The sequence below is a fragment of the Bradyrhizobium sp. HKCCYLRH2060 genome, from assembly GCF_051168135.1.
Taxonomy (GTDB): Bacteria; Pseudomonadota; Alphaproteobacteria; order Rhizobiales; family Xanthobacteraceae; genus Bradyrhizobium.
Genome location: NZ_JBNPUK010000001.1, coordinates 268262 through 293461, shown reverse-complemented (window position 1 = coordinate 293461; position 25200 = coordinate 268262). Strand labels below are relative to the sequence as shown.

Below are 25200 nucleotides of genomic sequence, written 5' to 3'. Positions count from 1 at the left end.
CGGCAGCCGGTGACGCTCATATTTTGTGCTGAAGGGCTCCGTCCTCCGAGAGGTCAACGCCGATAGCGGCTGCTGCGCGCATAGGCCTGGCGATTTTCCTGCACAGGGCGACTGGCGAGACTGATGCGCGCTTCGCTTGCAAGCGGGGCCGCCGGCTTCAGCTCTTCCAGGAAGATCGGACGCGAGAAGTAGTAGCCCTGCGCATAGCGGATCTTGGTCGCGGCCTGCAGATAGGCGAGCTCCTCGAACGACTCGATGCCCTCCGCGATCACCGTCATGCCCAGCGCCTCGCTCAGGGATTCGATCGCGCGCAGGATGCCCTGGCTGCGCGGCCGCTTATGAATGTCGGTGATGAAGGAGCGGTCGATCTTGATCTCGTCCGCCGTGATGTCGGCGAGCGCCGATAGCGACGAATAGCCGATGCCGAAATCGTCGATCGAGATGCCGACGCCGATCCCGCGCAGCAGCGGCACGATCTCATCCTGGAAATGGCTGCGGGTCACGAACGCGTCCTCGGTGACCTCGATCATGAACCGCTTGGGAAAGCCGGTCGCCGCGATCGCCAGCGCGAAGGGCTGCATGAATTCCGGATTCGACGCCTGTTTCGCCGCGACGTTGATGCTGATCGTCGCGTCCGGTCCAAACGCGTCGTTGATCAGATCGATCGATTTGACGATCTCGTCCAGCACGAGATGGGCGAGCTCGTCGATCAGGCCAAGCTCGACAGCGAGATTGATGAAAGAGCCTGGCGCCTGGATCACGCCTTCATTGTCGCGCAGCCGTACCAGCGCCTCGATGCCCTTGATCTCCTCGGTGCGGATGTCGACCTTGGCCTGGAACGCGCAGCAGAAGCGCTTTTCCAGGATCGCGAGCCGCAGCGACTGCTCGACCTTCATGCGCGCCAGCGCCTCGTGCTCCATCGCGCTGGAGAAGAAGGCAAGCGTGCCCTTGCCGCTGTTCTTGACGCGGTACATCGCCAGATCCGCGTTCTGGCGCAGCACGTCGTAGCTTGCGCCATGCTCGGGAAACAGGCTGACTCCGACGGACGCGGAGGCGAACACCTCCGCGCCGTCGATGAAGAAGGGCGCGTTCAGGCGGTCCAGCATGTCGTGCAGGAATTCGGCGACCTCCTCGGCACGCTCGATCGGATGCAGCAGCAGCAGGAACTCGTCACCGCTGATGCGCGACAGCAGGTCCGACTCGCGCAGGTCGCGGCTGATGCGCTTGGCGAGCTCGACCAGCAGCGCATCGCCGGTGGCGTGGCCGTAATAGTCGTTGATGTACTTGAAATTATCGAGGTCGAGAAAGGCGAGCGCGAAGCGTCCGTCGACGCGGCCGCGCCGGACCAGGAGGTCGGCGCGATGCTCGACCACGCGGCGCATCGGCAGGCCGGTCAATTCGTCATAATAGGCGGCGCGAAACAGCTGGTCCTCGAACTCCTTCTGCTCGCTGATGTCGGCCGAGCTGGAGATGAGGACGCTCTGGTCGCCGATGCGAACCGGCCGATGCGCTGTCAGCAGGGTCTGCCCGCCGCGCTCGCCTGCCACCTTTTCCTCGCCGATCACCGTTCGTCCCCGGCCAAGGATCTCGCGGCAGGCCGTGCGCCTGTTGTGGAGATGCGGCGCCGAGAGGCCGTCGATGCTGTTGGCGGCGGCGCCGAGCTGGACGGCGGCCGTATCGTTGACCAGCAGAAAGCGACCGTGCTCGTCCTGGACCGTGACGCCCGAGGGAAGCTGGCTGAGGACGGTGCGCAGGAAGCGCAACTCGGCCTCGGTCGAGCCCAGCCCCTCGTTCGGTCCGGGAGAAAAGTTGAATCGGTCGCTGCTGTACATGCGCCGATTGTGCAAAGTTCCCGCTTCATTTTAGTTAAGCGCTACGTAGAAACCCGGAACGCGCGCGCCAAGTCTTGGAAAGAACGGAGCTTTGTGCCGCGGCGTCATTAACCGTTCCTGAATCGGAAGAACGACGCGACCGGACCCATGCGGCGAAAGTCGCAGGCAGGAATGGCCGCCCGGCGGCCAATTCAATTCGGTGGCACGCGACACTGCAAGGTGCAGTGAAGGCCGGATTCGAGAAAGCTGGTCTCGGTCCTGCCGTCGAACGACGACAACGCGGCCTTGAGCAATTTGCTCCCGAAACCGGGCATGCCGACCGGACCGATCGGCGGACCCGCGGCCTCGTCCCAGGTCAGATGGAGCCGGTCCTCCTGCATCGTCCATGACACTTGCAGGAAGCCGCGCGGCGAGGCGAAGGCGCCGTATTTGCCGGCATTGGTCGCCAGCTCGTGGAAGATCAAAGCGAGGCTGACGGCGAGCTTGGCGGGCAGGAACAGCGGCGGGCCGTGGAGCTCGAAGCGGACTTGGCCATAAGGCCCGAGCTCCGACACCAGCAGGTCCTTGAGGTCGCAGCCCTGTCCTTCGGCGCGCGCGACCAAATCGTCGGCGGTCGCGAGCGCGCGGATGCGCTGGTCGATGCGGCTCCACACCTCCGGCTGGTCGTACAGCACCTGATGCAGCACGGCGTGAATGGTCGAGGTCTTGTTCTTGAGGCGGTGATGCAGCTCGTCGACCAGGAGCTTGCGATACTGCTCCTCCTCGGTGAGCCGCCGGGCGATCTCGCGCTGCTTGCCGGCCAGCCGCCGGTAGTGATCGACGCCCCAGATCACCAGCAGCGCCACGACCATATACATCGCCATCAGCGCGAGCCGGGCGCCATCCGCCGGACCGCCGCCAAAATCGAGCGTCAGGCCGAGCGCTGCGCCCGCGATCGCCGTCGCCAGGCCGACGCCCGATCCGCCCATCGCGGTGGCGAAGAAGACGGCCGGCATGTAGGGCGTGAAGAACACGTCGGGCCGCAGATGCGCCATGCCGTAGCGGATCGCCGTGGCTGCGAGCAGGCACATCGCGGCAAACATGCAGCTCCATGTCAGGGAAGGCTGCTGCTCGCCGCGCCAGATCCGCTTGATGTCGTCGATGAGTCGCGTCATGGACATCCATGAGCCTCAACTGCGCAACCAAATTAAGGCCGACGTGGCGGTAATTTGTCCGGTTGATGGAAGCCGTCTTGCGTGTGTTGCCGTTTGGCGCGCACGATGACGGTTCCGCGGCGGAACTCGGGCGCTTATTATTCCGCCGCCAAGAACGAGCACGTAGCAGCAACGCAAGGAGTAGGGAATGGGACGGTTGGAGGGCAAGGTCGCCGTGATCACGGGCGCGACCAGCGGCATCGGCCTGCGCACGGCGGAAATCTTCGTGGCCGAGGGTGCGAAGGTCGTCGTCGCTGGCCGGCGCAGCGCGGAGGGCGAGGCGCTGGCGAGCCGGCTCGGAGCGAGCTGTGTGTTCCGGCAGACCGACGTCACGGTCGACGCGCAGATGCGGGCATTGATCGATGGCGCGGTCGAGCGCTTCGGCCGGCTCGATTGCGTATTCAACAATGCCGGCGGTCCGGCGCAGACCGGCGGCATCGAAGGCCTCGACGCCGATCGCTTCGACCAGGCCATGGCGGTACTGGTGCGCAGCGTCATGCTGGGCATGAAATACGCCGCGCCCCACATGAAGCGGCAGGGTGCCGGCAGCATCATCAACAACGGCTCGATCGCCGGCCGGCTCGCCGGCTTCTCCACCTCGGTGGTCTACAGCACGGCGAAGGCGGCGGTGATCCATCTGACGAAATGCGTGGCGATGGAGCTTGGCGAATCCGGCGTGCGCGTCAACTCGATCTCGCCCGGACTGATCGCGACCGGCATCTTCGGCAAGGCGCTCGGACTGTCGACCGAGGCGGCCGAGAAGACGCCGGAGACGATCCGCAACGCCTATGCCACGGCGCAGCCGATCCCGCGCGCTGGCCTGCCCGACGACATCGCGCATGCCGCGGTGTTTCTCGCCAGCGACGAATCCAGCTTCATCAACGGCCATGACCTCGTCATCGACGGCGCCATCACCGGCGGCCGCAACTGGAGCCAGCAGCAGCAGGCCTATCAGGCGATGCGCAAGCTGCTCGGGGATGCAGTGGAGTAGGGGATGGTGAAGTAAACACTTCGTCATGCCCGGGCCTGACCCGCCTGCGCGGCCGAAGCCGCTTCGGCGCGGCGAAGGCCCGGGCATCCACGTCTCTCCGTCCGCGGATTGCAGCAGGATGGATGGCCGGGTCAAGCCCGGCCATGACGAGGAGGAAAGAGTCCGCAACAAACCGAGATCCTTGGCGCGTTTGCTGCATCTATGCGGACCGATCACACCGCCTTCAACATCACCTTCAGACCGTCGCGCGGCTTCGGGATCGGCCAGACCTGCCAGTTCGGCTGATAGCCGGGCACAAAGGAAACCTCGAGGTTGGCGAGGAAGTGCCGCGCGAAGCACTTCACCTGCATGTAGGCGAAGTGCAGGCCGAGGCACATGTGCGCGCCGCCGCCGAACGGCACCCAGGCGAAGCGGTGGCGGCCGCGCTGGGCCTCATCGGTGAAGCGCATCGGGTCGAACCGCTCCGGCTCCGGCCAGATCTCCGGCATGTGATGGGTGTACATCGGGTTGATGCCGACGCCGGTGCCGGCGGGAATTGCGTAGCCCTTGAAGGTGAAATCCCGGATCGGCCGGCGCGGCAGCGACGGCACCGGCGGCATCAGCCGCAAGGTCTCCTGGAACGCCATCTCGGTCAGCTTCATCTTCTCCAGATGCTCCGAGGTCATCGGTTCGTCCTTGGCGAGGCCGAGGCTCGTCACCTCGTCGCGCAGCCTCTGCTGCCACTGCGGATGCGCGGCGAGCTGGGCGATGAAGGAGGTCAGCGACGAGGTCAGCGTGTCGTGCGCCGCCATCATCAGGAAGCTCATGTGGTCGACGATGTCCTGTGTCGACAGCAGGGCGCCGTGGTCGTCGGTGGCGCGGCACAGATGCGAGAACAGGTCGTCGCCATCGCCTTTCGCGCGGCGCAGTGGGATCTGCTCGGAGAAATAGGCGACGATGCGCTGGCGACCCTTGACGCCGCGCGCCATCTGCGTGCCCGGCAGCGGCCGCCGGATCGGCGCCACCGAGGCTGCGACCATGTCGACGAAGGCGCGGTTGATGGCGTCGACCTCCGGTCCGATCTCGGTGCCGAGGAAGGACGTCGCGGCGAGGTCGAGCGTGAGCTGCTTGATCGCCGGATAGAACAGCATCTCGCCCGGATTTGCCTTCCACTGCGCGATGCGCGCGGCGATGCCGCGGTCGAGGCCGGCGAGATAGGACTTCATCGGCCCGGCCTTGAAGGCGACCGACAGCGCCTTGCGGTGCATGCGGTGCTCGTCGAAATCGAGCAGCATCAGGCCGCGCGGAAACAGCAAATTGAGGATGTGGCCCCAGCCATGCGCCGAGGAGAACAGCTTGGCCTGGTCGAACAGCACCAGCTCGTTGGCTTCGGGGCCGAGCAGCACGACGTTGACGTCGCCGAACATGTGGGTGCGGTAGACGGGGCCATACTTCCTGGCGTTACGCTCGACGTGACCCTTGGGGTCGGCGAGGGTCTCGAACGTCTTGCCGATGATCGGCCAGCCTTCGTCGCCCGGAATATGGGTCAGCGAGTTGCGCCGCGGCGAGGTCAGGCGGAACGATGGCGTGGCCACACTTTGCATCGACATCAAGGAGGCTCCGTTTTCGGATCGGCGGGGCGCGGCGATGCGCCGGCACATCATTGAAGGGCGGTTGCAGCCATCATGCAATACGCTGCGTTATTTCGTCTCGGTGTAGTTGTGCTGCATCGCACGCGTTCGCGATCTCGCGACGCGCTTCATGCGTCCGAGTCCTGCTGGACTTGCTGCCCTCCTTGGGAAGAGGGCACGGGGAATGCCGGGCGCTGGCCGCACCCATGGCCCGCCTGCAGAAAAAAATGCAGGCGGCAGGTACCACAGGTTCAGCCGAGGCATCCCGGCATTCCCCGCGCGATGGTTTTGACGGCTGCTTCGCGATCTCCTCGGTGCACCGGGCTTGTTGGCCACCGTGCGCGCAACGCGCTTGCGCGCGTTACGCGGGACACCAGCGTCGGGGTGTCAGGACCACGCGACTTGACCGTGCGCATCTCTGCTGTTCGTCGGCGCGGGATCACCCCCACGCTGCAACATCGACGCGCCCACCGCATCCCGCCTCAACGTTCGTGACGACCGCGAAGCGCCCCTCTGATCGAGACGGGACGACGTGACGATATGCGAGATTCGGAAAAACGAAAGCAGAATATTTTTGCGCGCGGGACTGGACAGGGGTGATGTGATTGAGCTGGTTCGTGAAATGAGTTTTTCGGCGCGCATCGCCTTATGGTGATGAGCCTGCGACCGGCAGGCCGTCGCGGTGCGGCTTCGCGTTCTCAAAGGCGCTTTGCTGGAAGCGATTTGCCCGTCGGCCCGGACGGGCGCCATGATTTACTGCTGTCGCTCGCGAGTGATGCCGCGATATCGGCGGTCTATCGACGCAGGATCAGCGGATCATCTTTCGAGGCGAGCAAGCAGAAGCCGCCACGCGTTCCGATCTGGACGCCGAGACCGTCAGCCGCCCGATTTGTTGATCTTCTTCACCTTGGCGTCGGTGGCCTCGATCGAGGCCGCCAGCTCCAGGATCGCCTTTGCCAGGAGATCGGCGGCCTCCTTGGGATCCTGCGACCGTTCGGCGCGCAGCGCGTAGTTCCTGGCTGACGAGAGTGACATTGGCGACCTTTCCCACGGAAAAGCCTGCCGGGTCGAGACGGCGGGCAGTGAGGTGTTCTACTCGCGAGAGGTAGCAGGTCCGGGTTAAGAAAATTTTCGTGACGCTCGCTGCGCCGGTGTCCGCCATGCGGTTGCTGGCGCCTCCATCTCCGGAGATCAGACTGTGACCAAAAGCTGGCAAGTCATAGGTTGATGTCGCCGCGGATCACGCGGCCGTAGGGTAGGCAAAGGCGATCCGTTGATCGCTCCACGGGCTCGCTTTTGGTGGCGCCGTGCCCATCATCTTCTGAGGAGCTCTTAGATCAATAATGGGCACGCTGCCGCCTGCGGCGGCTGCTTTGCCCACCTTGCATTCATCAGGACCGACCGCGCCTCAGAACTTATAGGCGAGTCCCACTGTCGCGGTGTGGGTGCGCGTCGTGACGTGCGCGGTGAAGCGGTCGTCGAATCCGGGGCCGACGCCGCCGGGAACGAAGAAGGTCTGGGTCCAGGTGCCGAAATCCGCGTAGCGATAGTCGGCGCGCACGATCCAGTGGCCGCCGATCATGTGCTCGACGCCGCCGCCGACGGTCCAGCCGACCCTGGTCGATGCCTGGGTCTCGTTGTGCGGATTGCCGAAGCAGAAAGCATTGCCTGGAACAACGGTACAGTTGGCGTTCAGATCGAGGCGCTGCCACGCCACGCCGCCGCTGCCATAGACCAGCGTGTCCGGTGTAACCAGATAGCCGAGCCGGGCGCGCACGCTGCCGTCCCACGTCTCCTTCACGGAGCCTGCGGGAAGGCCGACCAGCGGCGCGCCGAAGAACAGCCCGGTGGTTCCCGGCAGGGGATTCGCGGTCGTCTTGTTGTCGGCCCATCCAAGGTCGCCCTCGAGGCCTGCAACCCATGACGGGGCGAACTGCCAGTTGACGCCGAGATAGCCTCCGATCCTGGCCGCCACGCTGTCCATGGCGCCGCCGGTGCCGGCCGTCGGCACGAACACGCCGGCCCCGAAGTTCGGCGAGATGTCGCTGGTCCGCCAATCATTGTCGGCCCAGCGTGCGCCGACCGACACGCCGGCATAAACGCCGGTCCACGACGGCGCGGCGACAACCGGCGATGCCTTCACGGGCAGGTCGGCCGCCAGCGCTGACCTCGCGAGGACAATGCTCGCCAACGCGGCCGCAATCCCGGCCACTCCAGATTTCGTCATGCTTTGCCCCAGCGCGCGACGTCGATTCGACACGGTTGCGGCAACCATCGCCGGTTGCATCGAACGCGGCAATTGCATCGCGATTGGCTGGATCAAAAAGGTCGCGGTGTTGCTGGCGGGATACGTCGCCTGGTTGAGGCGGCGCTCGACGAGATGGCGCCGAGTCGGCATCCATGACCATACGATCGCTGCGAGCCTGCTCCGGCTGGCCGCACATCGTCAGGTCCGCCTCGCCCCAGGCGGCCCCCGCGTCCCCTTCACCCGTAAATCCACGGATCCGAATGTTTACCACCCGGCCATCGGCCTGATCTAGCAACGGCTCGACCTGACGTCGGGTCAACGTGCGACGAGGGCAAGGGCATGAGCAATCAGTTGCTGGTGATCGAGGATGCCGAGGTGCATCTCTCGATTCTGCGCAAGATCGCCGCGCAGTGCGGCTACGAGGCGACCTGCGTGACGTCGGTCGAGGCGGCGGCCGAGGTGCTGCGCCAGCGGACCTTCGACTGCATCACGCTGGATCTGTCGCTCGGCGATCGCTGCGGCGCCGACATCCTGCTGCTGCTCAACGAGCTGAAATCGCGCACGCCGGTGATCTTCATCAGCGGCGCCGAAGACGCCACGCGCGACGAGCACGTCCGGCTCGCGACCGTGCTCGGGCTCGTGGTCTATCCGCAATTCCAGAAGCCCGTCGACCTGCCGGCGCTGCGCGAGACGCTGAAGCAGATCGCAACGCTTGCTGACTGCGAGAGGCTGGTCGCGGCGGTGAGGTAGCCGTGCGTAGGGCGGATTAGCGCAGCGTAATCCGCCGACAATTACGGGCCTTCTCGATTTGTGCGTCTCAGCGGCTTCATGGATCCGACTACGCCGGATGTGGCGGATTACGCTGCGCTAATCCGCCCTACACTCTCATCCCCTCCGCTTCGCCGCTTCCTGCAGATCCGGCGCATTCACCGCGGGAATCGCGACGCGGCCAGGTCCGGTCTGCGACAGCGCCGCGGCGGCCTTGTCGTTGTCCATGATCTTGGCCATCACGGCCTGTCCCGCGCGCTCGAAGATGTCGCGATTCTCGATGACGAATTTCTGCGAGCGGCGCAGGCCGTCGATGTAGCCGTTGATCTCCGGCACGACATAGCGCGCGACCATGTCCCAGCTGCGGCGCGTGTTCTCCGGATTGGCCCAGTCGTGCACGAAGCCGATGATGTGGCCGACACCGCCCGACACCTGCATCAGGTTCTTGATCGTCTTGACGAGATCGTCGGGCGTGCCGATCGTCGACGCCGCGCCCTCGACGAAGGCGGTCTTGTCGACAGCCTCGTCCGGCGAGGCGAATGGTTTCAAACCCGGCCGCATCAGGGTGCCGACCGTATATTCGTTGTGCCAGCGCATCAGCCCGGGGCCGGCCTCGCGGCGCGCCTGCTCGCGCGTCTCGGCGATGTGCCACGACAGCAGCACGCGCCAGTTGGCGCGGCTCACGGTCGTGCCGTGCTTCTTCGCCGCGTCCTCGGCGAACTCCCATTGCTGCGGCAGCGCCATCAGGCCCTGCGTCGACATCGAGCCGAGCGAGATGATGCCGATGCCGTATTTGCCCGCGAGCGTCATGCCGGACGGCGAGATCTGCGACGCCACGACGAACGGCATCTCCTCCTGCAAGGGCAGGATCTGCAAGGCCGCGTCGTTCATCGTGAACCAGTCGCTCTTGGCGGTGACGCGCTCGCCGTTGAACAGGCGGCGGATGATCGCGATCGCCTCGTCCTGACGGTCGCGCTGCGTCATCGGATCGATGCCGAGCGTGTGGGCATCGGAGGCGAGCGCGCCCGGCCCCGAGCCGAAGATGGCGCGGCCGCCGGTCATGTGGTCGAGCTGCACCATGCGCTGGGCGACGTTGTAGGGATGATGATAGGGCAGCGAGATGACGCCGGTGCCGAGCCTGATGCGCTTGGTGCGCTCGCCGGCAGCAGCGAGAAACATCTCGGGCGAGGCGATCGTCTCCCATCCGCTGGAATGATGCTCGCCGCACCAGAACTCGTCATAGCCGAGCTCGTCGAGCTGCGAGACCAGATCGAGGTCGCGGCGGAATTGCAGCATCGGATGCTCGCCGATCGGATGATGCGGAGCGAGGAACGCGCCGAATTTGAGCCGCGCCATGTGTTTTCTCCCAAGCGGAATTCGTTGTTGCTTGCCGATCAGGCTAATTGGCGCCTCGGTGCGAGGCAATCATCTTGCCGCGCGGGACGACCGGTGCATGGCTGCCATTTGTTTGTTTACTGATCACCGATCGGTGCTCACACTCGGCGCGGGGTTGTCGATTCGTTGACCTGTGGCTGCAATGGCGACATGCCGAACGCGGTCACTGCCTTTCCGGGTTGCGTTGCGTGTCGCTTTCACGCTCGCGGCGATCGAACGCCTCGTCGGTTCGCATTTCGGTGATTGCTGCGTGAAGAACCGCGTCGGCGTGGCATTTAGATCGCAGCAAGAGCGAAATTCGCAATCAAATTGCCGAGCTCCGCAATCTCGCGGGCTTTTTCTTTTGCGCTGCAGCAACCATCTGGGTGATGGTGGGTTTGATCCGTGACTGCCAAGGAGCTGCCGTTGTCCCTCGCTGAAAATGTTGAGTATTTGCGACGGCTGCGCGAGCTGAATGGCATCACCGGATTCGCAGATTTCCACCGCCAGTCCCATCCCGCTCCCGAATGTCCGCTGGTCGAGGTCGAAAGCTTCGGCAGCAATCCCGGCCGTCTGAAGATGTTCGCCCATGTGCCGGCGCAGCGCCAGCCGCTGCTGCCGCTCGTCGTCGTGCTGCATGGCTGCGGGCAGGGCGCGGCCGACTACGATCTTGGCGCCGGCTGGTCGACGCTCGCGAAGCATTTCGGCTTCGCGCTGCTGATGCCGGAGCAGCAGCGCATCAACAATCCGCAGCGCTGCTTCAACTGGTTTCAGTCCGAGGACATCACGCGCGGCCAGGGCGAGGTCGCCTCGATCCGCGAGATGATCGCCCGCATGGTGGCCGACTACGCCATCGATGCGAACCGCATCTTCGTCACCGGCCTGTCGGCGGGCGGCGCCATGACCATGGCGATGCTGGCGGCGCATCCGGAGGTGTTCGCGGCTGGCGCCGTGATCGCCGGCTTGCCATTCGGCACCGCGCGCAACATGCGCGACGCCATCCTGCAGATGCGGATGCCGCCGGCGCGGCCGGCCGGCGAGCTCGGCGATCTCGTGCGCCGCGCCTCCAGCCATCGCGGCAAATGGCCGAAGCTGTCGGTGTGGCACGGCACCGCCGACTACACGGTGCATCCAGACAATGCCGGCGAGATCGTCAAGCAATGGCTCGACCTGCATCAACTGCCGCTGGCGCCGATGGCCGCAGGCGAGGTCAACGGCTATCCGCATGAGCAGTGGTGGAATGCCGATGGCGAGACCATGGTCGAATCCTTCACCATCTCCAACATGGCGCATGGCACGCCAATCGGCGTCGCGGCCAACGACAAGCGCTATGGCAAGGCCGGGCCGTTCCTGCTCGAAGCCGGCATCTCCTCGTCCTATCTGATCGCGAAGTTCTTCGGCGTGACCGACTGGATCCGCCAGCCGAAGCCGGCCGCGACCTCGCCGAGCACGAAGCTCATTCCCGAGGTGTCGCCGATCTCGGCGCTGCCGGCCCTGACGAAGATGCTGCGGCGGCCGGATGCGCCGGCCGCGGTCGAGCCGACCGAGGCCAAGCCCGTGCCGGACACACCGGTCAAGGCGGCGCCGGTCAAGCCGACACCGGCGCGTCCGCCGGCGCGGGCGAAGGGGACGCGGTCTGCTTCCGGCAAGGCCGCGAAGCCGAAACCCGAGTTGCCGGGATCCAGGCCATCGGCGCCGGTGGTCGCGCAAGCGGTGGCCGCGAAGCCGGCCGTTACGCCGGTCGAAATCAAGCCTTCAGCTCCAAGGCCGTCAGGCGCGAAGGCGGTCGACATGACGCCCGCCGACCCGCCGCCGGTTCTCAAGCCCGCGACCGCCGTCCCGACGCAGGCGCCGCCGCAGAAGCGGCGCCGTGTGATCGACGTGGCCGCGGTGATCGAGCGCGCGCTGCAGGCGGCCGGCTTGAAGTAGTTCGTCTCAGGCCATCCCCGTCAGGAACGGGTTGGTCATCCGCTCCTGGCCGAAGCTCGAGCCGGCGCCGTGGCCGCAGATGAAGCCGACGTCGTCGCCGAGCGGCAGCAGCTTCTCCTTGATCGAGCGGATCAGCGTGTCGTGGCTGCCGCCGGGCAGGTCGGTGCGGCCGACCGAGCCGTTGAACAGGACGTCGCCGACATGGGCGAAGCGCATGTCCTTGTTGAAGAACACGATGCTGCCCGGCGAATGGCCGGGGCAGTGCAGGATGTCGAAGACGAGCTCGCCGATCTCGACCGTATCGCCTTCCTCGAGCCAGCGGTCGGGCGTCACGTCGCGCACGCCTGTGATGCCGAAGCGCGCACCGCTGGCGACGACGTTGTCGAGCAGGAATTTGTCGGCGACATGCGGTCCCTCGATCGGCACCTTCAGCTGGTCGCGCAGATCGGCCGCGCCGCCGACGTGATCGATATGGCCATGCGTCAGCCAGATCTTCTCGACGGTGACTTTGGCCTGCGCGATCGCCGCCTGGATGTTCGGCACGTCGCCGCCGGGATCGATCACGATCGCCTTCTTCGTCGCCTCGCACCACAGGATGGTGCAGTTCTGCTCGAACGGCGTCACGGGCACGATCATCGCGCCGGCCTTCGCCCTGGTCTGGTTCTGCTCGGTCATGGGCGCCAGCATGCCGATTTTTCGCAGTGCGCCAAGTGAAAAGGCGGCTGTCGGGTGCAGAGCTCCGCGCTGCAGCGGCCCGCATCGGGGCGTCAACCGGGCTTGGGAGACGCCTGGAATCGGCTATGCTGCACCGATGGAATCGTCCGCCGCCAGGATCAGCCTCGTTCCCGTCGACCGCCGCCAGTCGGAGACGGCGCTGGCGATTGCGCGCGGCACCTCGCGGCTGCTGCGCTCGCTCGGCTTTGCCACCATCAGCGAGCTGCCGCTGCCGTCGGGCCGTCGCGCCGACCTGGTGGCGCTGAACGAGCGCGGCGAGATCTGGATCGTCGAGATCAAGTCGTCGGTCGAGGACCTGCGCGCCGATCACAAATGGGAGGATTATCGTGCCCATTGCGACCGGCTGTTCTTCGCCTTCACGCAGGACCTGCCGTGCGAGATCTTTCCGCGGGACACCGGCCTGATCGTGGCCGATGCCTACGGCGCCCACCTGCATTGCGAGGCGCCCGAGCACAGATTGCCGGCGCCGACGCGCAAGCTGATGACGGTGCGCTTCGGGCTCGCGGCGGCGCAGCGGATCAACCGGCTGATCGACCCGCAGGGCCACGCGGACCTCTAGAGAATCCTCAAGTGCGCTCCACTGGACGGGGTTCCCTGCCTAGGTAGGTGACGCAGGCTCCGTCAGGTCACGACTCTCGAGATGAGAGACATCGCATCGCTGAGAGCCGATCCGCAGGCAGCGCCGTCAAAAATTTGCAGCGACGAGATCGTAGGATCCCCGGCTTCCTCGGACATAGACCTTGGCGGCGGCGGCGCAGATGCGCTCACGGTTGGAATCGAACGCAGTCAGAAAGCCCGACTCGTCCGGACAGGTGTCGGGTTGAAGGCGTCTCAACGCGCCCTCGTCGACGAAGAACGACGCTTCGATTGCGCTGTCGTAGCCCCAGAACCGTACGGCACGTCGCGTGCGATCATAGGAGCGGCTGTGATTTGGAAACTCAATCATGTGTGTGTCCGATCGGGTTCGGAGGGCGCCGCAGATGGGCGGACGTCATCCAAGGGGCGCTCGGCGGTGGTTGCCGGCGACAAAGCGGGTTGCGCATCTCAATCGAAAGCCGACGGCAACTCGCCGTGGCGGAAGAAAACCGTCGGCTCATCGTCATAGTCGCCCATGTCGGGATCGCCAGATGACGAGAAGGCGACGACGCCTGCCTTGCTCGACACCAGTCGTTCCGCAGTTCGGAGCGCGCTCGATTCCGTCTTGCAGGCGATCGGCGTCTCGGGTTTCGGGCGTCCGCCCCGGCCGGCGCTGAACGCCTGGACGAAATAGATCGTTTCGCGCGCCATGTTCTGTCCTTTGCGCTGCCAGTACGGTCGGCCGCATCACCTCCGCATTGCGCGCGGCCTTGCATGCGGGAGAACCATCCAGACTGATGAGACCGGAAAGCCCCTAACGCTTCTTCTTGTCGTTGGAAAAATCCGGCTGCCATGCTCCGGCCTTCTGGCTCGGCGCTGCGGCAATGCTCTTGGGCTTCTCCTTCTTGGGCTTCTTGGCTTCCCGATTGCTTTTTTGCTGACCTTTGGCCATGTCGGTCTCCTCGACTCGGGTTGGAGCTGGTTCAGCGCATCGAACGAAGGCGCTGTCTCGATCCTGCGTGCGCGGCGCCACTGCCTTGTCGGCGGGTGGCCATCGTCCACCGACGCCGACGGGGCGCACGGCGGTGTGATCTACGAATGCAGCGCGGCAGTTGCGAGCGCGAGAAGGATCAGCAGCAGCGGCACGATGATGGGTGGAACGATCCACTCGCTCAGACGAAACTGCGGCATTGGCTATCCCTCGCGTGGTTTGCGGCGGGAGCGCTCGTGACCCTCAGTCACCGGTGAATGCCGTCGGAATGGCGGTGATCACCATTGATACACCCTGGCTCCTGCAATAGCGAGCACCAAAGCGCAGCGACACGGTGCGATGACGGCCCAGCCGCTCATCCGTCGTGCTGACGAGAAAGCGGTGGCTATTGCCGGCCGCAAGGCGCATGCTTCGTAGAAGCCTTGAGTTTGCGACAGCGACAGCGGGCCTGTTGCGAAAGGTAGGCGCAGATGAGCATTCGCTCGCGGCGCGAATTCGTCACCTTCAGACATCCGTTCCGGATCAGAAGCATCGAGCGTCTCCTGCCGGAAGGCACCTATGAGGTGGTCACGGACGAAGAGATGATCGAGGGGCTGTCCTTTGCTGCCTACCGCCGGGTTGCGACGATGATGATGCTGCCCGCCGACCGTCCGCACTCTGGTGCCGTCGAGATGGTATCCATCAGTTCGGCCGATCTTGCAGACGCGCAGCGTATCGACGCGAGTGCATCGGATGACTGACGAACCGTTCGATCTCGACAGCCACCGCGGGATGAGCGCGCAGAAGGCCGTGGACCTGCGTCGCGCGTTGGCGGAGGCCGAAACTCACGCACGGGACCTGCGCGAGCGCCAGGCGGTTCTCGAGCAGCACCTGCTCGCCCACGCGGCTGCGTCGTGGCCGGAAGCTGCCGCGAAGGCGCGCTATCTGCTAAACCTCTACGCCGCGAGTCTTGCGGAACAGGATACCAGGCACCGAGAGCTGATCGCCGCCGTGCTGGCCGATTTCTCCCGGCTGGCCGGGGAGAGCTGACGCGAGCCGGCGAATCGTGGCGCCTATCAGCCTATCGTGCACCCGCGCCCGATTCAGGACTGTTGCCAAGGGCGACAGCATCGACCCGTCTGGCCTCCCGGCAATTTCCCCGGCTTTGCCTGATAATTGCCCCGCATAGGGCGCAACATGCCGGAACAATTTTAAGGTTCGAGCAGTATCCAGCCCAGGGGTGCGGACAGGGACGACAGATGCGACGGGTGGTCTTGGCGTTGGCACTGCTCTTCGCGACTGGAGTCCGCGCGGAGGAAAAGGCGTTCTACGTCCTCGGCGTGGGGGCCGATTCCTGCGAGCGCTTCATCGCCGCCGCCGAGGAGCAGCCGCCCGGCACCTACAAGGCGATCAGCAATGGCGACGAACCCTACGTCAATGCCATATCAAAATATCAGCAATGGATGATGGGCTACGTCTCGGCCATCAATGCGGACCGCGGCGACGAGGGCCGGCAGATCAAGCTCGACCTGACCGAGGTCGACAGCTGGATGCGCAACTGGTGCAGCCGCAACCCGCGGCGCACGGTGTTTCATGCGCTGCAGGCGTTCGTGAAGTCGCACTGACGCCGGAGCGAGCAAACGCTCGCTTACTTCGGCCTTACTTCGGCGCGCGCTTGGCGAGGATGCGCTGCAGGGTGCGGCGGTGCATGTTGAGGCGGCGCGCCGTTTCCGAGACGTTGCGATTGCACATCTCGTAGATGCGCTGGATGTGCTCCCAGCGCACGCGGTCGGCCGACATCGGATTCTGCGGCAGCTCGGACTTTTCGCCGGTGGTCGACAGCAGCGCGGCGACCACGTCATCGGCATCCGCCGGCTTGGCGAGATAGTCGACCGCGCCCATCTTCACGGCCGTCACCGCGGTCGCGATGTTACCGTAGCCGGTCAGCACGATGGCGCGCGCCTCGGGGCGCTTGCGCTTCAGCGCCGACACCACGTCGAGGCCGTTGCCGTCGCCGAGCCGGAGGTCGACCACGGCAAAGGCCGGCGCCGCCTTGCCGATCTGTGAAATACCTTCGGCGACGCTTTCGCAGGAGGTGACGGTGAAGCCGCGAGTCTCCATGGCGCGCGACAGGCGCTCCAGGAACGGCTTGTCGTCCTCCACGATGAGGAGAGAGCGGTCCGGGTGGTTCGTCAGTTCGGCGATGGCGCCCACGGTCATATATCCTTGAGAAGATGGCTCGATGGTTGCGAGACGATCTGGTCCATCCTCATATGGTCTGCCGAGTCGCCGCTGCCAAGATCGCGGGTTGCCGCAGTCTGCGGCGTGACGCCGCGCGGGGCCGGTGTGCCGTATGCCAGGACCGCGCCAGCGGCGGCTGCCCCGCAGGTTTCATTCCGGCTCCGCCTCGCCATCGTCATCCTCGCTGGCCTCGAAGCGCCGCCGCGGCCAGACGATCTGGACCACGGCGCCATGGTCGGGGAAGGTGCGATTGCTGAACGAGACCTTGGCCCCGGTCCGCTCCAGCAGGGTGCGGGCGATGAACACGCCGAGCCCGAGTCCGCCGCCCTGGTTACCTCCCGGGCCGTCCTCGGCGCTGGGCCGTCGCGACAGATAGGGCTCGCCGATCCGCTTCAGGATATCGGGCGCGAAGCCGGGGCCGTCGTCGGACACCACGATCTCGACCGTCTCGTTGTTCCACCAGGCGTTCACCTCGACGGCGTTGCGCGCGAAATCGACGGCATTCTCCAGGATGTTGCCGACGCCATAGAGGATCGCCGGGTTGCGTGAGCCGACCGGTTCCTTGGCCGCGGCCACCGCGACGCGCACCTTGATGTCGACGCCGAAGTCGCGATGCGGTGCGACCGTCTCCTCGATCAGGGTCGACAGCTTCATCCGGTCGTACATCGACCCGATCGAGGACAGCTGGGTGATCTTGCCGAGAATGTCGCGGCAGCGCTGCGCCTGCTCGCGCAGGGTCTTGATGTCGGAGGTGACCTGGCTGTTGTCCTGCAGGGCGCGCTCCAACTCGCGCGAGATCAGCACGATGGTCGCGAGCGGCGTGCCGAGCTCGTGCGCGGCGGCCGCCGCGAGACCGTCGAGCTGGGTGAGGTGCTGCTCGCGCGCCAGCACCAACTCGGTGGCCGCCAGCGCGTCCGACAGCTTGCGTGCCTCCTCGGTCACCTGGAACGCATAGAGGCTGGTGACGCCGATCGCGAGCGCGATCGAGAGCCAGACGCCGAACAGGTAGATCGGCGGGAAGATCAGCGGCTCCTCGCCTTCCCACGGCAGCGGCAGGTGCATGAAGAACAAGGCGGTGGCGCAGGCGACGGCGAGCAGGCCGAGCATGATCGTCAAGCGGACCGGCAGCGCGGTCGCCGAGATCAGCACCGGCGCGAGGAACATGTAGGAAAAGGGATTCTCCAGCCCGCCCGTGAGATAGAGCAGCACCGTCAGCTCGATGATGTTGAGCGCGAGCAGGCCACCGGCGTGGGCCGGCTCCAGCAACTGCATCGGGTTGAAGGCGATCTGCAGGCCGAGATTGAGCAGCGCCGAGATGCTGATCACCGCCAGACAGGGCACCACCGGCAGGTCGAACTCCAGCCCCTGCACCACGATGAAGATCGCGCTCAACTGACCGAGCGCCGCCAGCCAGCGCAGTCGCAGGATGGTGTCGAGCCGGACGCGCTGGCGCGGATGGCGATAGTCGGTGTCGGGCGTGTCGATGATCAGGGCGTCGTCGGTCATGACGGGAACCTAATGCCGCGCAGGCGCGGCGACAAATCTGGGCGGCCGTTGGTGGCCTGTTGCGGTTTGCGGCACAATGCCTCAATGAACCCCTCCCATGACGCAAGATGACGCAGTGCCGACCCTCTCATCCGATTCCGGCTCGGTTTCGCCCGCGATTGCCGTGTCGCAGCTGACCAAGGTCTACAAGACGACGACCGCCGTCGACGGCATCTCCTTTGCGATCCGCCGGGGCAGCATCACCGGGCTGCTCGGCGGCAACGGCGCCGGCAAGACCACGACGATTGCGATGATCATGGGGCTGGTGCAGCCGACCTCGGGCGAGGTCGCCGTGCTCGGCCACAGCATGCCGGACGAGGCTGCTGCCGTGCTGGGGCGGATGAACTTCGAGAGCCCCTATGTCGAAATGCCGATGCGTCTCACGGTGCGGCAGAACCTCACCATCTTCGGCCGGCTCTATGCGGTGGACCACCTCAAGGAGCGGATCGCCGAGCTCGCCGCGCAGCTCGACCTCACCGACTTCATCGATCGCGCCAATGGCAAGCTCTCGGCCGGGCAGAAGACGCGCGTCGCGCTGGCGAAGGCGCTGATCAACGATCCCGAGCTGCTGCTCCTGGACGAGCCGACCGCCTCGCTCGATCCTGATACGGCCGACTGGGTGCGCGGCCATCTCGAGCGCTACCGGAAGCGCCGCGGCGCCACCATCCTGCTGGCCTCGCACAACATGCTGGAGGTCGAGCGCCTGTGCGACCGCGTCGTCATCATGAAACGCGGCCGCATCGAGGACGACGACAGCCCGGCGCAGATCATGGCGCGCTACAACCGCTCGACGCTCGAGGAGGTGTTTCTCGACGTCGCCCGCGGCCGCGACCGGGAGGCGGCGCAATGAACGATCTTTCCCTCCACATCTCGCCGCGCCGGATCGGCGCGATGATCCTGCGCTACTGGTACCTGCTGCTGTCGTCCTGGCCGCGGCTGCTGGAGCTGATGTACTGGCCGACCCTGCAGATCATCACCTGGGGGTTCCTGCAGACCTACATCACCGCCAATGCCGGCTTCTTCGCCAAAGCCGGCGGCACGCTGATCGGCGCGGTCATCCTGTGGGACATCCTGTTCCGCGGCCAGCTCGGCTTCTCGATCTCCTTCCTGGAGGAGATGTGGGCGCGCAACATCGGCAACCTGATGATGAGCCCGCTGACCCCGATCGAATTCCTGCTGGCGCTGATGACGATGAGCCTGATCCGGCTGGCCATCGGCATCATTCCGATGACCCTGATCGCGGTCTGGTTCTTCGATTTCAACTTCTACAGCCTCGGCCTGCCGCTGATCGCGTTCTTCTGCAACCTGATCTTCACCTCCTGGGCGGTCGGAATCTTCGTGTCGGGTCTGGTGCTGCGCAACGGGCTCGGCGCCGAGAGCATCGTCTGGACGCTGATGTTCGCGCTGATGCCGCTGGCCTGCGTGTACTATCCCGTCCAGGTGCTGCCGCACTGGCTGCAACTTGTCGCCTGGTCGCTGCCGCCGACCTATGTGTTCGAGGGCATGCGTGCGCTGCTGGCCGATCACGTCTTCCGGTCCGACCTGATGCTGACCGCGCTCGGGCTCAATGCCGCCCTGCTGCTGGCGTCGTTTGCGGCATTCATTGCCCTTTTGCGCAGCGCGCGGCGCGCCGGCTCGCTGCTGGCGGCAGGGGAATAATTGCGCTTTTCCCGTGGATTTCCGGGCTCATTTCGTCGCTTTGCGGCGTTGACACGTACAACACCGCATTGACGCTTAATTACGCATTCGGCAGTATGCTGCGTTGCAGAGAGGTTGAACGAGAATGCCGATAGGTGAGTTTGGCGGTGCACCGCCCCTGGCGTCGGAAGGCAGTCCGGTCCTGACGACACCGATGTACTGGATGTACGAAATGGCGCATGCATCGCTCAATCCGGCGCGCGCTGTCACCGATGCCACCAAGATCCTGTTTCAGAACCCGCTTAATCCCTGGGCCCATACCGAGATGGGCAAGTCGGTCGCAGCGGCCTGCGAGCTGTTCGAGCGCACCACGCGCCGCTACGGCAAGCCCGAATGGGGTCTCGACGAGACCGAGGTCAACGGCATCCGGACCCCGGTCGAGGTCCGCGCGATCTGGGAAAAGCCGTTCTGCCGGCTGCTCTATTTCGACCGCAAGCTGACCCGCCCTCTGCGCGCGCCCCAGCCCCGGCTCTTGATCGTGGCGCCGATGTCCGGCCATTACGCGACGCTGTTGCGCGGTACCGTCGAGGCGTTCCTGCCGACCCACGAGGTCTACATCACCGACTGGTCCGACGCGCGGATGGTTCCGCTGGCCGAGGGCCGTTTCGACCTCGACGACTACATCGACTACGTCATCGAGATGCTGCGCTTCCTCGGCACCAACATGCACGTCATGGCGGTGTGCCAGCCGGCGGTGCCGGTGCTGGCCGCGGTGTCGGTCATGGAGGCCGAGCGCGATCCGTTCGCACCGATCTCGATGACCCTGATGGGCGGCCCGATCGACACCAGGCGCAATCCGACCGGCGTGAACAATCTCGCCCAGGAGCGCGGCATCGACTGGTTCCGCAACCACGTCATCACCAAGGTGCCGTTCCCGCATCCCGGCGTGATGCGCGACGTCTATCCGGGCTTCCTGCAGCTGAACGGCTTCATCAGCATGAACCTCGACCGCCATGTCGACGCCCACAAGGCGCTGTTCGCCAACCTCGTGAAGGGTGACGGCGACCAGGTCGACAAGCACCGCGACTTCTACGACGAGTATCTCGCCGTCATGGACCTGGCTGCGGAATATTATTTGCAGACGGTTGAGACGGTGTTCATCCGACACGCGCTGCCGAAGGGCGAGATGACCCACCGCGGCACGCTGGTCGACCCGTCGAAGGTCACGCGTGTGGCGTTGATGACCGTCGAAGGCGAGAAGGACGACATCTCCGGTCTCGGTCAGACCGAAGCGACGCATGGACTCTGCTCGTCGATCCCGGATCATCGCCGGGTTCACTACGTGCAACCAGGTGTCGGTCATTACGGCGTGTTCAACGGCTCGCGATTCAAGTCGGAGATCGTGCCGCGCATCAACGATTTCATGTTGTCGGCGGCCGATCCCAAGTCGCTGCTCGCCATTGCGGCTGAATGAGCGACAATCACATTCACCGCGCATCCGAATCCGGCTGCGCGGTAACTCTTTGAAGGGACGGTAGAAACCGGAATTCAGGAGTGACTCAAGCAGTGAATGTGGCGTCGCTCCTTGAGCGATGCTTTTGAATCTGAATTCATATCTTCGGGAGCCTGAGAGGCCCAACTGCTGGGGTGCGGAACCTTCGGAACCCCTGTATGTTGGGCAAATGATTTGTTTTTGCGCCGAGCGCTTTCCCTGGCGGTGGATATGGCAAAATCCGGGCGAGTTCTTACCCCCCGGACTGACAGAAATGGCCACTCGCGCGCTACTTTATCGGCGGCCCGCCGAACCCTCGCGTCTTCTCGTCAAGCACGGCTCGCAAATCTACTCGATTAGATTGCGGCGTCACCGTCGTGCGCGACGTTATACCCTGAGAATTCATCCGTCGGATCGCGAAGCGATCCTGACGATGCCTCCGCGCGGCACCATCATCGAAGCGAAAGACTTCGCGCAGCGTCACGGCGCGTGGATCGCGGCGCGTCTCGGCCGGCTGCCGAAGGCGGCGCCATTCCTGCCGGGCACGTTGGTGCCGCTGCGCGGCGTGCCGCACAAGATCGTGCATCGCGCCGGCGAGCGCGGCACGGTGTGGACCGAGACGCGCGACAGCGGCGAGAAGATCCTGTGCGTGGCCGGCGGGATCGAGCACACCGAACGCCGCGTGCTCGACTTCCTCAAGCGCGAGGCGCGCCGTGACCTGCAGAAGGCCGCCGACGGCTATGCCGAGCAGCTCGGCGTCAAGGTCAAGCGGCTGTCGATCCGCGACCAGTCGAGCCGCTGGGGCTCGTGCACCTCGGCCGGCTCGCTGTCGTTCTCGTGGCGTCTCATCCTGGCGCCGCCCTTCGTGCTCGACTATCTCGCCGCGCACGAGGTCGCGCATCTGATCGAGATGAACCACTCGCCGCGGTTCTGGAAGGTGTGCGGTAGAATCTGCGCCTCGGTCGAGCGCGCCAAGAAGTGGCTCGACACCTGCGGCAACGATCTGCATCGCTATGGCATCGACGACTGAGGTCTCGACGACAGACCTCTCGACGATGTGAGTCCCAATGGCCCGGCCTTCTGGTCCGGGCCATTTCTTCGTCGGGTTCCAATCTGCATCGATGAACTCAGAACCCGCCTGCGGACTATCGAATTCTTAAGCCTTCTCGCCTGCAGTCGCAGGATATTGCCCAAATCGGCGGCGCCTTAACGTGGCTGTAACGCTGCGCTCGCCAGATTTACCGCAATCAACCCAAGGTGACGTCCCAGCGAGCTGCCGGGCCGTTCGCTGCAACCAAAGCGCCGATCGTTTCTCTCGAAACGTGCAGCGCGCCTCGAATCGAACGATGTTTGCAAGCGAGTTTCAACCGGCCGCATCCACACAATTGCTCTCTGCCGCGCTCGACGGTGCCTCCGAGGCGATTCTCTTTCTCGACGCGCAGGGCCACGTCCAGCACGCCAATCAGGCGGCGTCGGTGCTGCTGCGGCGTGAGCCGGCCGCTCTGGTCGGCGCCGACCTCGAAAGCCTGGGTCTGCCCGCGGATCTGATCGCGGCGACCCCGTGCGCCGAGGCGACCGACGCGCAGCAGGAGCCGGACCAGTCCGACGCCCGCGAAATGACGATGCGCCATGCCGACGGCGGGCGGACCCGCCTCCGCCTGTCGTTGTGCGCGCTCCCGCCGGGCCGGGAGGATGAGCCGGTCCGTTCGTTGCTGTTCATTCGTGACGTGACCACCGAAGTCGACATGCGCGAGCGCAATGCGCTGCTGACGTCGGTCGCCGATCGGACCAACCGGGCCGTCATCGTCACCGATCGCCATCTCAACGTCCTGTACACCAACGCCGCCTTTGCCAGCCTGTTCGGCTACACGCCTGAACAGGCGATCGGGCGCCGCGCCGAGGAACTGCTGACCGGCCCCTGCACCGATCCCGCCATCGTCAACCGGCTGAGGCAATGCCTCGAGGACGACCGCGGCATCGAGGAGGACGTGCTGGTCTACGACAAGGACGGCCGCGAGATCTGGACGACCGCCTATGTCAAGGCGCACCGGACCAGGCGGGGCAAGGTCAGATATCTGTTCGGGCTGCTCACGGACATCCGGGAGACCAAGCAGCTGCGCTCGCTGCAGCAGCTGATCATGGCGTCGCTGGCGTCCGACGTTTCGATCACGACCATCGCCGATCAACTGTGCCGCCGGGTCGAAGAGCTCGCCCCTGACGTCGTCTGCTCAATCCTGCACGTCGATTCAGATGGGCACGTGCATCCGCTCGGCGGCCCGAGCCTGCCGGCCGATTTTTCCGCCAGCCTCGACGGGATCCCGATCGGGCCGGACGTCGGCTCCTGCGGCACCGCCGCCTATCTCTGCGAGCCGGTGCTGTCGCGCGACATCGACAATGATCCGCGCTGGCAGCCCTACAAGGCCGGCCCGCTCGCCGCCGGCCTGCGCGCCTGCTGGTCGTCGCCCATCAAGGGCAAGGACGGCCGCGTCATCGGCACCTTTGCCTTCTACTTCCGTGAATGCCGCGGCCCCAGCCCCTGGCACGAGCAGATCGTCGCCGCCTGCGTCCAGCTCGGTGCGCTCGCCATCGAGCGCCAGGAGGTCCGCTCGACGATCTCGCAGGTCGCCTATCACGACATGCTGACGGGCCTGCCCAACCGTGCCCGCATCCCGTCGCTGATCGCCGAAGCCATCAAGGCCTGTCCGGAAGGCGGACACGTCGCCGTCGCCTTCCTCGACGCCGACAATTTCAAGGACGTCAACGACACGCTGGGCCATGCCGCCGGCGACGAGTTCCTGGTCGGCTTCGCCAACCGCCTGCGGGCGCAGATTCGCGCCGGCGACATGCTGGGCCGGCTCGGCGGCGACGAGTTCGTGATCGTGCTGCAGAACCGCGATCCGCTCGAGGCCTCGCTGGCGGCGGCGCGGATCACCGCGGCGCTCGCCATGCCGCTGACGATCGGCAAGCGGCAGGTGCCGATGTCGGCGAGCATGGGGCTCAGCCTCTATCCTGACAACGCCAAGGACATCGAGACCCTGATCAAGCAGGCCGATGCGGCGATGTACAAGGCCAAGCGCGGGGGGCGGGCGACCTACCGCTTCTTCAGCGCCGACATCGACAAGCTCGCCGAAGAGCGGCTGATGCATTCGACCGCGCTGCGCGAGGCGATCGCCAGCGAGGCCCTGACCCTGCACTATCAGCCGCAGATCCGCACCCGCGACGGCGCGATCCACGGCGTCGAAGCGCTGGCGCGCTGGCACGATCCGGTGCTCGGCGAGGTCTCGCCCGCCAAGTTCATTCCGCTTGCCGAGGAATGTGGTCTGATCGAGCAGATCGGTGTGTGGTCGATCAAGCTGGCCTGTCAGCAGATGGCGTCGTGGCGGCGTGCCGGTCTCGATATCCCCTGCATCTCGGTGAACCTGTCGCCGATCAACTTCCAGAACGTCAACCTGGCGGCGATGGTGGCGCAGATCCTGGCCGCCAACGACCTGCCGGCGAAGATGCTGATGCTGGAGATCACCGAAGGGGTGATCCTCAACGAGCGCGCCACCGTGATCGCGACCATGAACGAGCTGCGCAACATGGGCGTCGGCCTGTCGCTAGACGATTTCGGCACCGGCTATTCCAGCCTGAGCCGGCTGGCCCAGCTGCCAATCGACGAGCTGAAGATCGATCGCAGCTTCATGCGCGATTTCGAGAACGACAGCGGCACGCGGGCGATCGTGACCGCGGTCGTGCGCGTCGGCCAGAGCCTCGACGTGGCCGTGGTCGCCGAAGGGGTCGAGACCGAGCCGCAGCGCAAGCTGCTGGCCGAGCTCGGCTGCGATGCGATGCAGGGCTTCCTGTTCGCGCGGCCGATGGCCGCCAGTGCCTTCAGCCGCTGGCTGCTGGACTACAGCGCCCACCGCGCGAGCCTGATGCTGCGGCAGATCGGACGCGTTTTGGCGCAGACGGCTGGTTCTGGGGCGGTTGACCCGGCTCCGCTTCCGATCGCCAAGGCGGCCGGCTGAGCCAGCCGGGCTCCATCCATCCTCAGCCGAGCTTGTTGAACGAACGCC

25 protein-coding genes are annotated in these 25200 nt (G+C 65.4%); 13 read left to right on the top strand and 12 right to left on the bottom strand.

The features are described 5' to 3' along the window. Nucleotides 1-53: 53 nt before the first annotated feature. A complete protein-coding gene (locus ACQR10_RS01200) occupies nucleotides 54-1832 on the bottom strand; it encodes a putative bifunctional diguanylate cyclase/phosphodiesterase (RefSeq protein ID WP_315803850.1) in 1779 nt (592 codons plus the stop codon). Between the two features lie 191 nt (nucleotides 1833-2023). Continuing rightward, on the bottom strand, nucleotides 2024-2992 hold the full coding sequence (locus ACQR10_RS01195; RefSeq protein ID WP_316179143.1) for a sensor histidine kinase: 969 nt from the start codon (nucleotides 2990-2992) through the stop codon (nucleotides 2024-2026). A gap of 181 nt (nucleotides 2993-3173) precedes the next feature. Between ACQR10_RS01195 and ACQR10_RS01190 the strand changes: the two genes are divergently transcribed. Beyond that, nucleotides 3174-4016 carry an SDR family NAD(P)-dependent oxidoreductase gene (locus tag ACQR10_RS01190; protein ID WP_315803848.1) on the top strand — a complete coding sequence of 281 codons (843 nt, stop codon included), beginning with the start codon at nucleotides 3174-3176 and terminating at the stop codon, nucleotides 4014-4016. A gap of 212 nt (nucleotides 4017-4228) precedes the next feature. On the opposite strand, the gene ACQR10_RS01185 is transcribed toward ACQR10_RS01190, so the two are convergent. The 3 genes from ACQR10_RS01185 to ACQR10_RS01175 form a co-directional block, all read right to left on the bottom strand. Next, nucleotides 4229-5605 carry a cytochrome P450 gene (locus ACQR10_RS01185; RefSeq protein WP_434911749.1) on the bottom strand — a complete coding sequence of 459 codons (1377 nt, stop codon included), beginning with the start codon at nucleotides 5603-5605 and terminating at the stop codon, nucleotides 4229-4231. A gap of 897 nt (nucleotides 5606-6502) precedes the next feature. Next, a complete protein-coding gene (locus tag ACQR10_RS01180) occupies nucleotides 6503-6661 on the bottom strand; it encodes a hypothetical protein (protein ID WP_315803846.1) in 159 nt (52 codons plus the stop codon). Nucleotides 6662-7034: 373 nt separating this feature from the next. After that, entirely contained in the window at nucleotides 7035-7817 is a 783-nt protein-coding gene (locus ACQR10_RS01175) for an outer membrane protein (protein ID WP_434911748.1), read from the bottom strand. Between ACQR10_RS01175 and ACQR10_RS01170 the strand changes: the two genes are divergently transcribed. Both ACQR10_RS01170 and ACQR10_RS01165 read left to right on the top strand, forming a co-directional pair. After that, nucleotides 7807-8166, top strand: coding sequence for a hypothetical protein (locus tag ACQR10_RS01170; RefSeq protein WP_434911747.1), 360 nt, complete (start codon nucleotides 7807-7809; stop codon nucleotides 8164-8166). The genes ACQR10_RS01175 and ACQR10_RS01170 overlap by 11 nt on opposite strands. 47 nt (nucleotides 8167-8213) lie before the next feature. Next, complete coding sequence (locus ACQR10_RS01165; protein ID WP_434911746.1) at nucleotides 8214-8624, top strand: response regulator; 411 nt, start codon at nucleotides 8214-8216, stop codon at nucleotides 8622-8624. Between the two features lie 135 nt (nucleotides 8625-8759). Here the strand turns inward: ACQR10_RS01165 and ACQR10_RS01160 are convergent, their stop codons facing one another. Beyond that, a complete protein-coding gene (locus tag ACQR10_RS01160) occupies nucleotides 8760-9998 on the bottom strand; it encodes an LLM class flavin-dependent oxidoreductase (RefSeq protein ID WP_434911745.1) in 1239 nt (412 codons plus the stop codon). Nucleotides 9999-10442: 444 nt separating this feature from the next. On the opposite strand from ACQR10_RS01160, the gene ACQR10_RS01155 reads away from it, so the two are divergent. Further along, a complete protein-coding gene (locus ACQR10_RS01155) occupies nucleotides 10443-11945 on the top strand; it encodes an extracellular catalytic domain type 1 short-chain-length polyhydroxyalkanoate depolymerase (RefSeq protein WP_434911744.1) in 1503 nt (500 codons plus the stop codon). A gap of 6 nt (nucleotides 11946-11951) precedes the next feature. Here ACQR10_RS01155 and ACQR10_RS01150 read toward each other — a convergent pair whose 3' ends face one another. After that, the gene (locus ACQR10_RS01150; RefSeq protein WP_434891703.1) at nucleotides 11952-12620 is read right to left on the bottom strand and encodes an MBL fold metallo-hydrolase; all 669 of its coding nucleotides are present in this window, start codon (nucleotides 12618-12620) and stop codon (nucleotides 11952-11954) included. 136 nt (nucleotides 12621-12756) lie between these two features. Between ACQR10_RS01150 and ACQR10_RS01145 the strand changes: the two genes are divergently transcribed. Continuing rightward, entirely contained in the window at nucleotides 12757-13239 is a 483-nt protein-coding gene (locus ACQR10_RS01145; protein ID WP_434911743.1) for an MmcB family DNA repair protein, read from the top strand. A 126-nt stretch (nucleotides 13240-13365) separates the two neighbouring features. On the opposite strand, the gene ACQR10_RS01140 is transcribed toward ACQR10_RS01145, so the two are convergent. The 3 genes from ACQR10_RS01140 to ACQR10_RS01130 form a co-directional block, all read right to left on the bottom strand. Next, nucleotides 13366-13626: a DUF1488 domain-containing protein gene (locus tag ACQR10_RS01140; protein WP_315803840.1), complete on the bottom strand. Its 261-nt coding sequence runs from the start codon at nucleotides 13624-13626 to the stop codon at nucleotides 13366-13368. A 98-nt stretch (nucleotides 13627-13724) separates the two neighbouring features. Further along, nucleotides 13725-13967, bottom strand: coding sequence for a hypothetical protein (locus ACQR10_RS01135; RefSeq protein ID WP_316215312.1), 243 nt, complete (start codon nucleotides 13965-13967; stop codon nucleotides 13725-13727). 103 nt (nucleotides 13968-14070) lie between these two features. Continuing rightward, nucleotides 14071-14208, bottom strand: a complete 138-nt coding sequence (locus ACQR10_RS01130) for a hypothetical protein (protein WP_316215311.1) — start codon at nucleotides 14206-14208, stop codon at nucleotides 14071-14073. A gap of 509 nt (nucleotides 14209-14717) precedes the next feature. On the opposite strand from ACQR10_RS01130, the gene ACQR10_RS01125 reads away from it, so the two are divergent. The 3 genes from ACQR10_RS01125 (at nucleotide 14718) to ACQR10_RS01115 (ending at nucleotide 15851) form a co-directional block, all read left to right on the top strand. Beyond that, entirely contained in the window at nucleotides 14718-14987 is a 270-nt protein-coding gene (locus ACQR10_RS01125) for a hypothetical protein (protein WP_316179156.1), read from the top strand. Continuing rightward, a complete protein-coding gene (locus ACQR10_RS01120; RefSeq protein ID WP_316215310.1) occupies nucleotides 14980-15276 on the top strand; it encodes a hypothetical protein in 297 nt (98 codons plus the stop codon). The genes ACQR10_RS01125 and ACQR10_RS01120 overlap by 8 nt, the downstream gene beginning before the upstream one ends. A gap of 209 nt (nucleotides 15277-15485) precedes the next feature. After that, a complete protein-coding gene (locus ACQR10_RS01115) occupies nucleotides 15486-15851 on the top strand; it encodes a hypothetical protein (RefSeq protein ID WP_315803834.1) in 366 nt (121 codons plus the stop codon). A gap of 34 nt (nucleotides 15852-15885) precedes the next feature. On the opposite strand, the gene ACQR10_RS01110 is transcribed toward ACQR10_RS01115, so the two are convergent. Together ACQR10_RS01110 and ACQR10_RS01105 are read right to left on the bottom strand one after the other, a co-directional pair. Next, nucleotides 15886-16440, bottom strand: a complete 555-nt coding sequence (locus tag ACQR10_RS01110) for an ActR/PrrA/RegA family redox response regulator transcription factor (RefSeq protein WP_316215309.1) — start codon at nucleotides 16438-16440, stop codon at nucleotides 15886-15888. Nucleotides 16441-16617: 177 nt separating this feature from the next. Then, the gene (locus ACQR10_RS01105) at nucleotides 16618-17973 is read right to left on the bottom strand and encodes an ActS/PrrB/RegB family redox-sensitive histidine kinase (protein ID WP_316215308.1); all 1356 of its coding nucleotides are present in this window, start codon (nucleotides 17971-17973) and stop codon (nucleotides 16618-16620) included. Between the two features lie 97 nt (nucleotides 17974-18070). On the opposite strand from ACQR10_RS01105, the gene ACQR10_RS01100 reads away from it, so the two are divergent. The 5 genes from ACQR10_RS01100 (at nucleotide 18071) to ACQR10_RS01080 (ending at nucleotide 25152) form a co-directional block, all read left to right on the top strand. Beyond that, nucleotides 18071-18862 (top strand): ABC transporter ATP-binding protein, encoded by a 792-nt coding sequence (locus ACQR10_RS01100; RefSeq protein ID WP_316215307.1) that lies wholly within the window; start codon nucleotides 18071-18073, stop codon nucleotides 18860-18862. Continuing rightward, on the top strand, nucleotides 18859-19671 hold the full coding sequence (locus tag ACQR10_RS01095; RefSeq protein ID WP_316215306.1) for an ABC transporter permease: 813 nt from the start codon (nucleotides 18859-18861) through the stop codon (nucleotides 19669-19671). The genes ACQR10_RS01100 and ACQR10_RS01095 overlap by 4 nt, the downstream gene beginning before the upstream one ends. 124 nt (nucleotides 19672-19795) lie before the next feature. Further along, nucleotides 19796-21124 carry a polyhydroxyalkanoate depolymerase gene (locus ACQR10_RS01090; RefSeq protein WP_315803830.1) on the top strand — a complete coding sequence of 443 codons (1329 nt, stop codon included), beginning with the start codon at nucleotides 19796-19798 and terminating at the stop codon, nucleotides 21122-21124. Nucleotides 21125-21332: 208 nt separating this feature from the next. Beyond that, complete coding sequence (locus ACQR10_RS01085) at nucleotides 21333-22172, top strand: M48 family metallopeptidase (RefSeq protein ID WP_315803829.1); 840 nt, start codon at nucleotides 21333-21335, stop codon at nucleotides 22170-22172. Between the two features lie 316 nt (nucleotides 22173-22488). Next, nucleotides 22489-25152: an EAL domain-containing protein gene (locus ACQR10_RS01080; protein WP_316179166.1), complete on the top strand. Its 2664-nt coding sequence runs from the start codon at nucleotides 22489-22491 to the stop codon at nucleotides 25150-25152. Nucleotides 25153-25200: the final 48 nt, after the last annotated feature.

Excerpts from the sequence above, each read along its gene's own strand:
- ACQR10_RS01200 (WP_315803850.1), bottom strand. The coding sequence starts at position 1,832 with ATGTACAGCAGCGACCGATTCAACTTTTCTCCCGGACCGAACGAGGGG.
- ACQR10_RS01195 (WP_316179143.1), bottom strand. The coding sequence starts at position 2,992 with ATGTCCATGACGCGACTCATCGACGACATCAAGCGGATCTGGCGCGGC.
- ACQR10_RS01190 (WP_315803848.1), top strand. The coding sequence starts at position 3,174 with ATGGGACGGTTGGAGGGCAAGGTCGCCGTGATCACGGGCGCGACCAGC.
- ACQR10_RS01185 (WP_434911749.1), bottom strand. The coding sequence starts at position 5,605 with ATGTCGATGCAAAGTGTGGCCACGCCATCGTTCCGCCTGACCTCGCCG.
- ACQR10_RS01180 (WP_315803846.1), bottom strand. The coding sequence starts at position 6,661 with ATGTCACTCTCGTCAGCCAGGAACTACGCGCTGCGCGCCGAACGGTCG.
- ACQR10_RS01170 (WP_434911747.1), top strand. The coding sequence starts at position 7,807 with ATGCTCGCCAACGCGGCCGCAATCCCGGCCACTCCAGATTTCGTCATG.
- ACQR10_RS01165 (WP_434911746.1), top strand. The coding sequence starts at position 8,214 with ATGAGCAATCAGTTGCTGGTGATCGAGGATGCCGAGGTGCATCTCTCG.
- ACQR10_RS01160 (WP_434911745.1), bottom strand. The coding sequence starts at position 9,998 with ATGGCGCGGCTCAAATTCGGCGCGTTCCTCGCTCCGCATCATCCGATC.
- ACQR10_RS01150 (WP_434891703.1), bottom strand. The coding sequence starts at position 12,620 with ATGACCGAGCAGAACCAGACCAGGGCGAAGGCCGGCGCGATGATCGTG.
- ACQR10_RS01145 (WP_434911743.1), top strand. The coding sequence starts at position 12,757 with ATGGAATCGTCCGCCGCCAGGATCAGCCTCGTTCCCGTCGACCGCCGC.
- ACQR10_RS01140 (WP_315803840.1), bottom strand. The coding sequence starts at position 13,626 with ATGATTGAGTTTCCAAATCACAGCCGCTCCTATGATCGCACGCGACGT.
- ACQR10_RS01135 (WP_316215312.1), bottom strand. The coding sequence starts at position 13,967 with ATGGCGCGCGAAACGATCTATTTCGTCCAGGCGTTCAGCGCCGGCCGG.
- ACQR10_RS01130 (WP_316215311.1), bottom strand. The coding sequence starts at position 14,208 with ATGGCCAAAGGTCAGCAAAAAAGCAATCGGGAAGCCAAGAAGCCCAAG.
- ACQR10_RS01125 (WP_316179156.1), top strand. The coding sequence starts at position 14,718 with ATGAGCATTCGCTCGCGGCGCGAATTCGTCACCTTCAGACATCCGTTC.
- ACQR10_RS01120 (WP_316215310.1), top strand. The coding sequence starts at position 14,980 with ATGACTGACGAACCGTTCGATCTCGACAGCCACCGCGGGATGAGCGCG.
- ACQR10_RS01115 (WP_315803834.1), top strand. The coding sequence starts at position 15,486 with ATGCGACGGGTGGTCTTGGCGTTGGCACTGCTCTTCGCGACTGGAGTC.
- ACQR10_RS01105 (WP_316215308.1), bottom strand. The coding sequence starts at position 17,973 with ATGACCGACGACGCCCTGATCATCGACACGCCCGACACCGACTATCGC.
- ACQR10_RS01100 (WP_316215307.1), top strand. The coding sequence starts at position 18,071 with ATGACGCAAGATGACGCAGTGCCGACCCTCTCATCCGATTCCGGCTCG.
- ACQR10_RS01095 (WP_316215306.1), top strand. The coding sequence starts at position 18,859 with ATGAACGATCTTTCCCTCCACATCTCGCCGCGCCGGATCGGCGCGATG.
- ACQR10_RS01090 (WP_315803830.1), top strand. The coding sequence starts at position 19,796 with ATGCCGATAGGTGAGTTTGGCGGTGCACCGCCCCTGGCGTCGGAAGGC.
- ACQR10_RS01085 (WP_315803829.1), top strand. The coding sequence starts at position 21,333 with ATGATTTGTTTTTGCGCCGAGCGCTTTCCCTGGCGGTGGATATGGCAA.
- ACQR10_RS01080 (WP_316179166.1), top strand. The coding sequence starts at position 22,489 with ATGTTTGCAAGCGAGTTTCAACCGGCCGCATCCACACAATTGCTCTCT.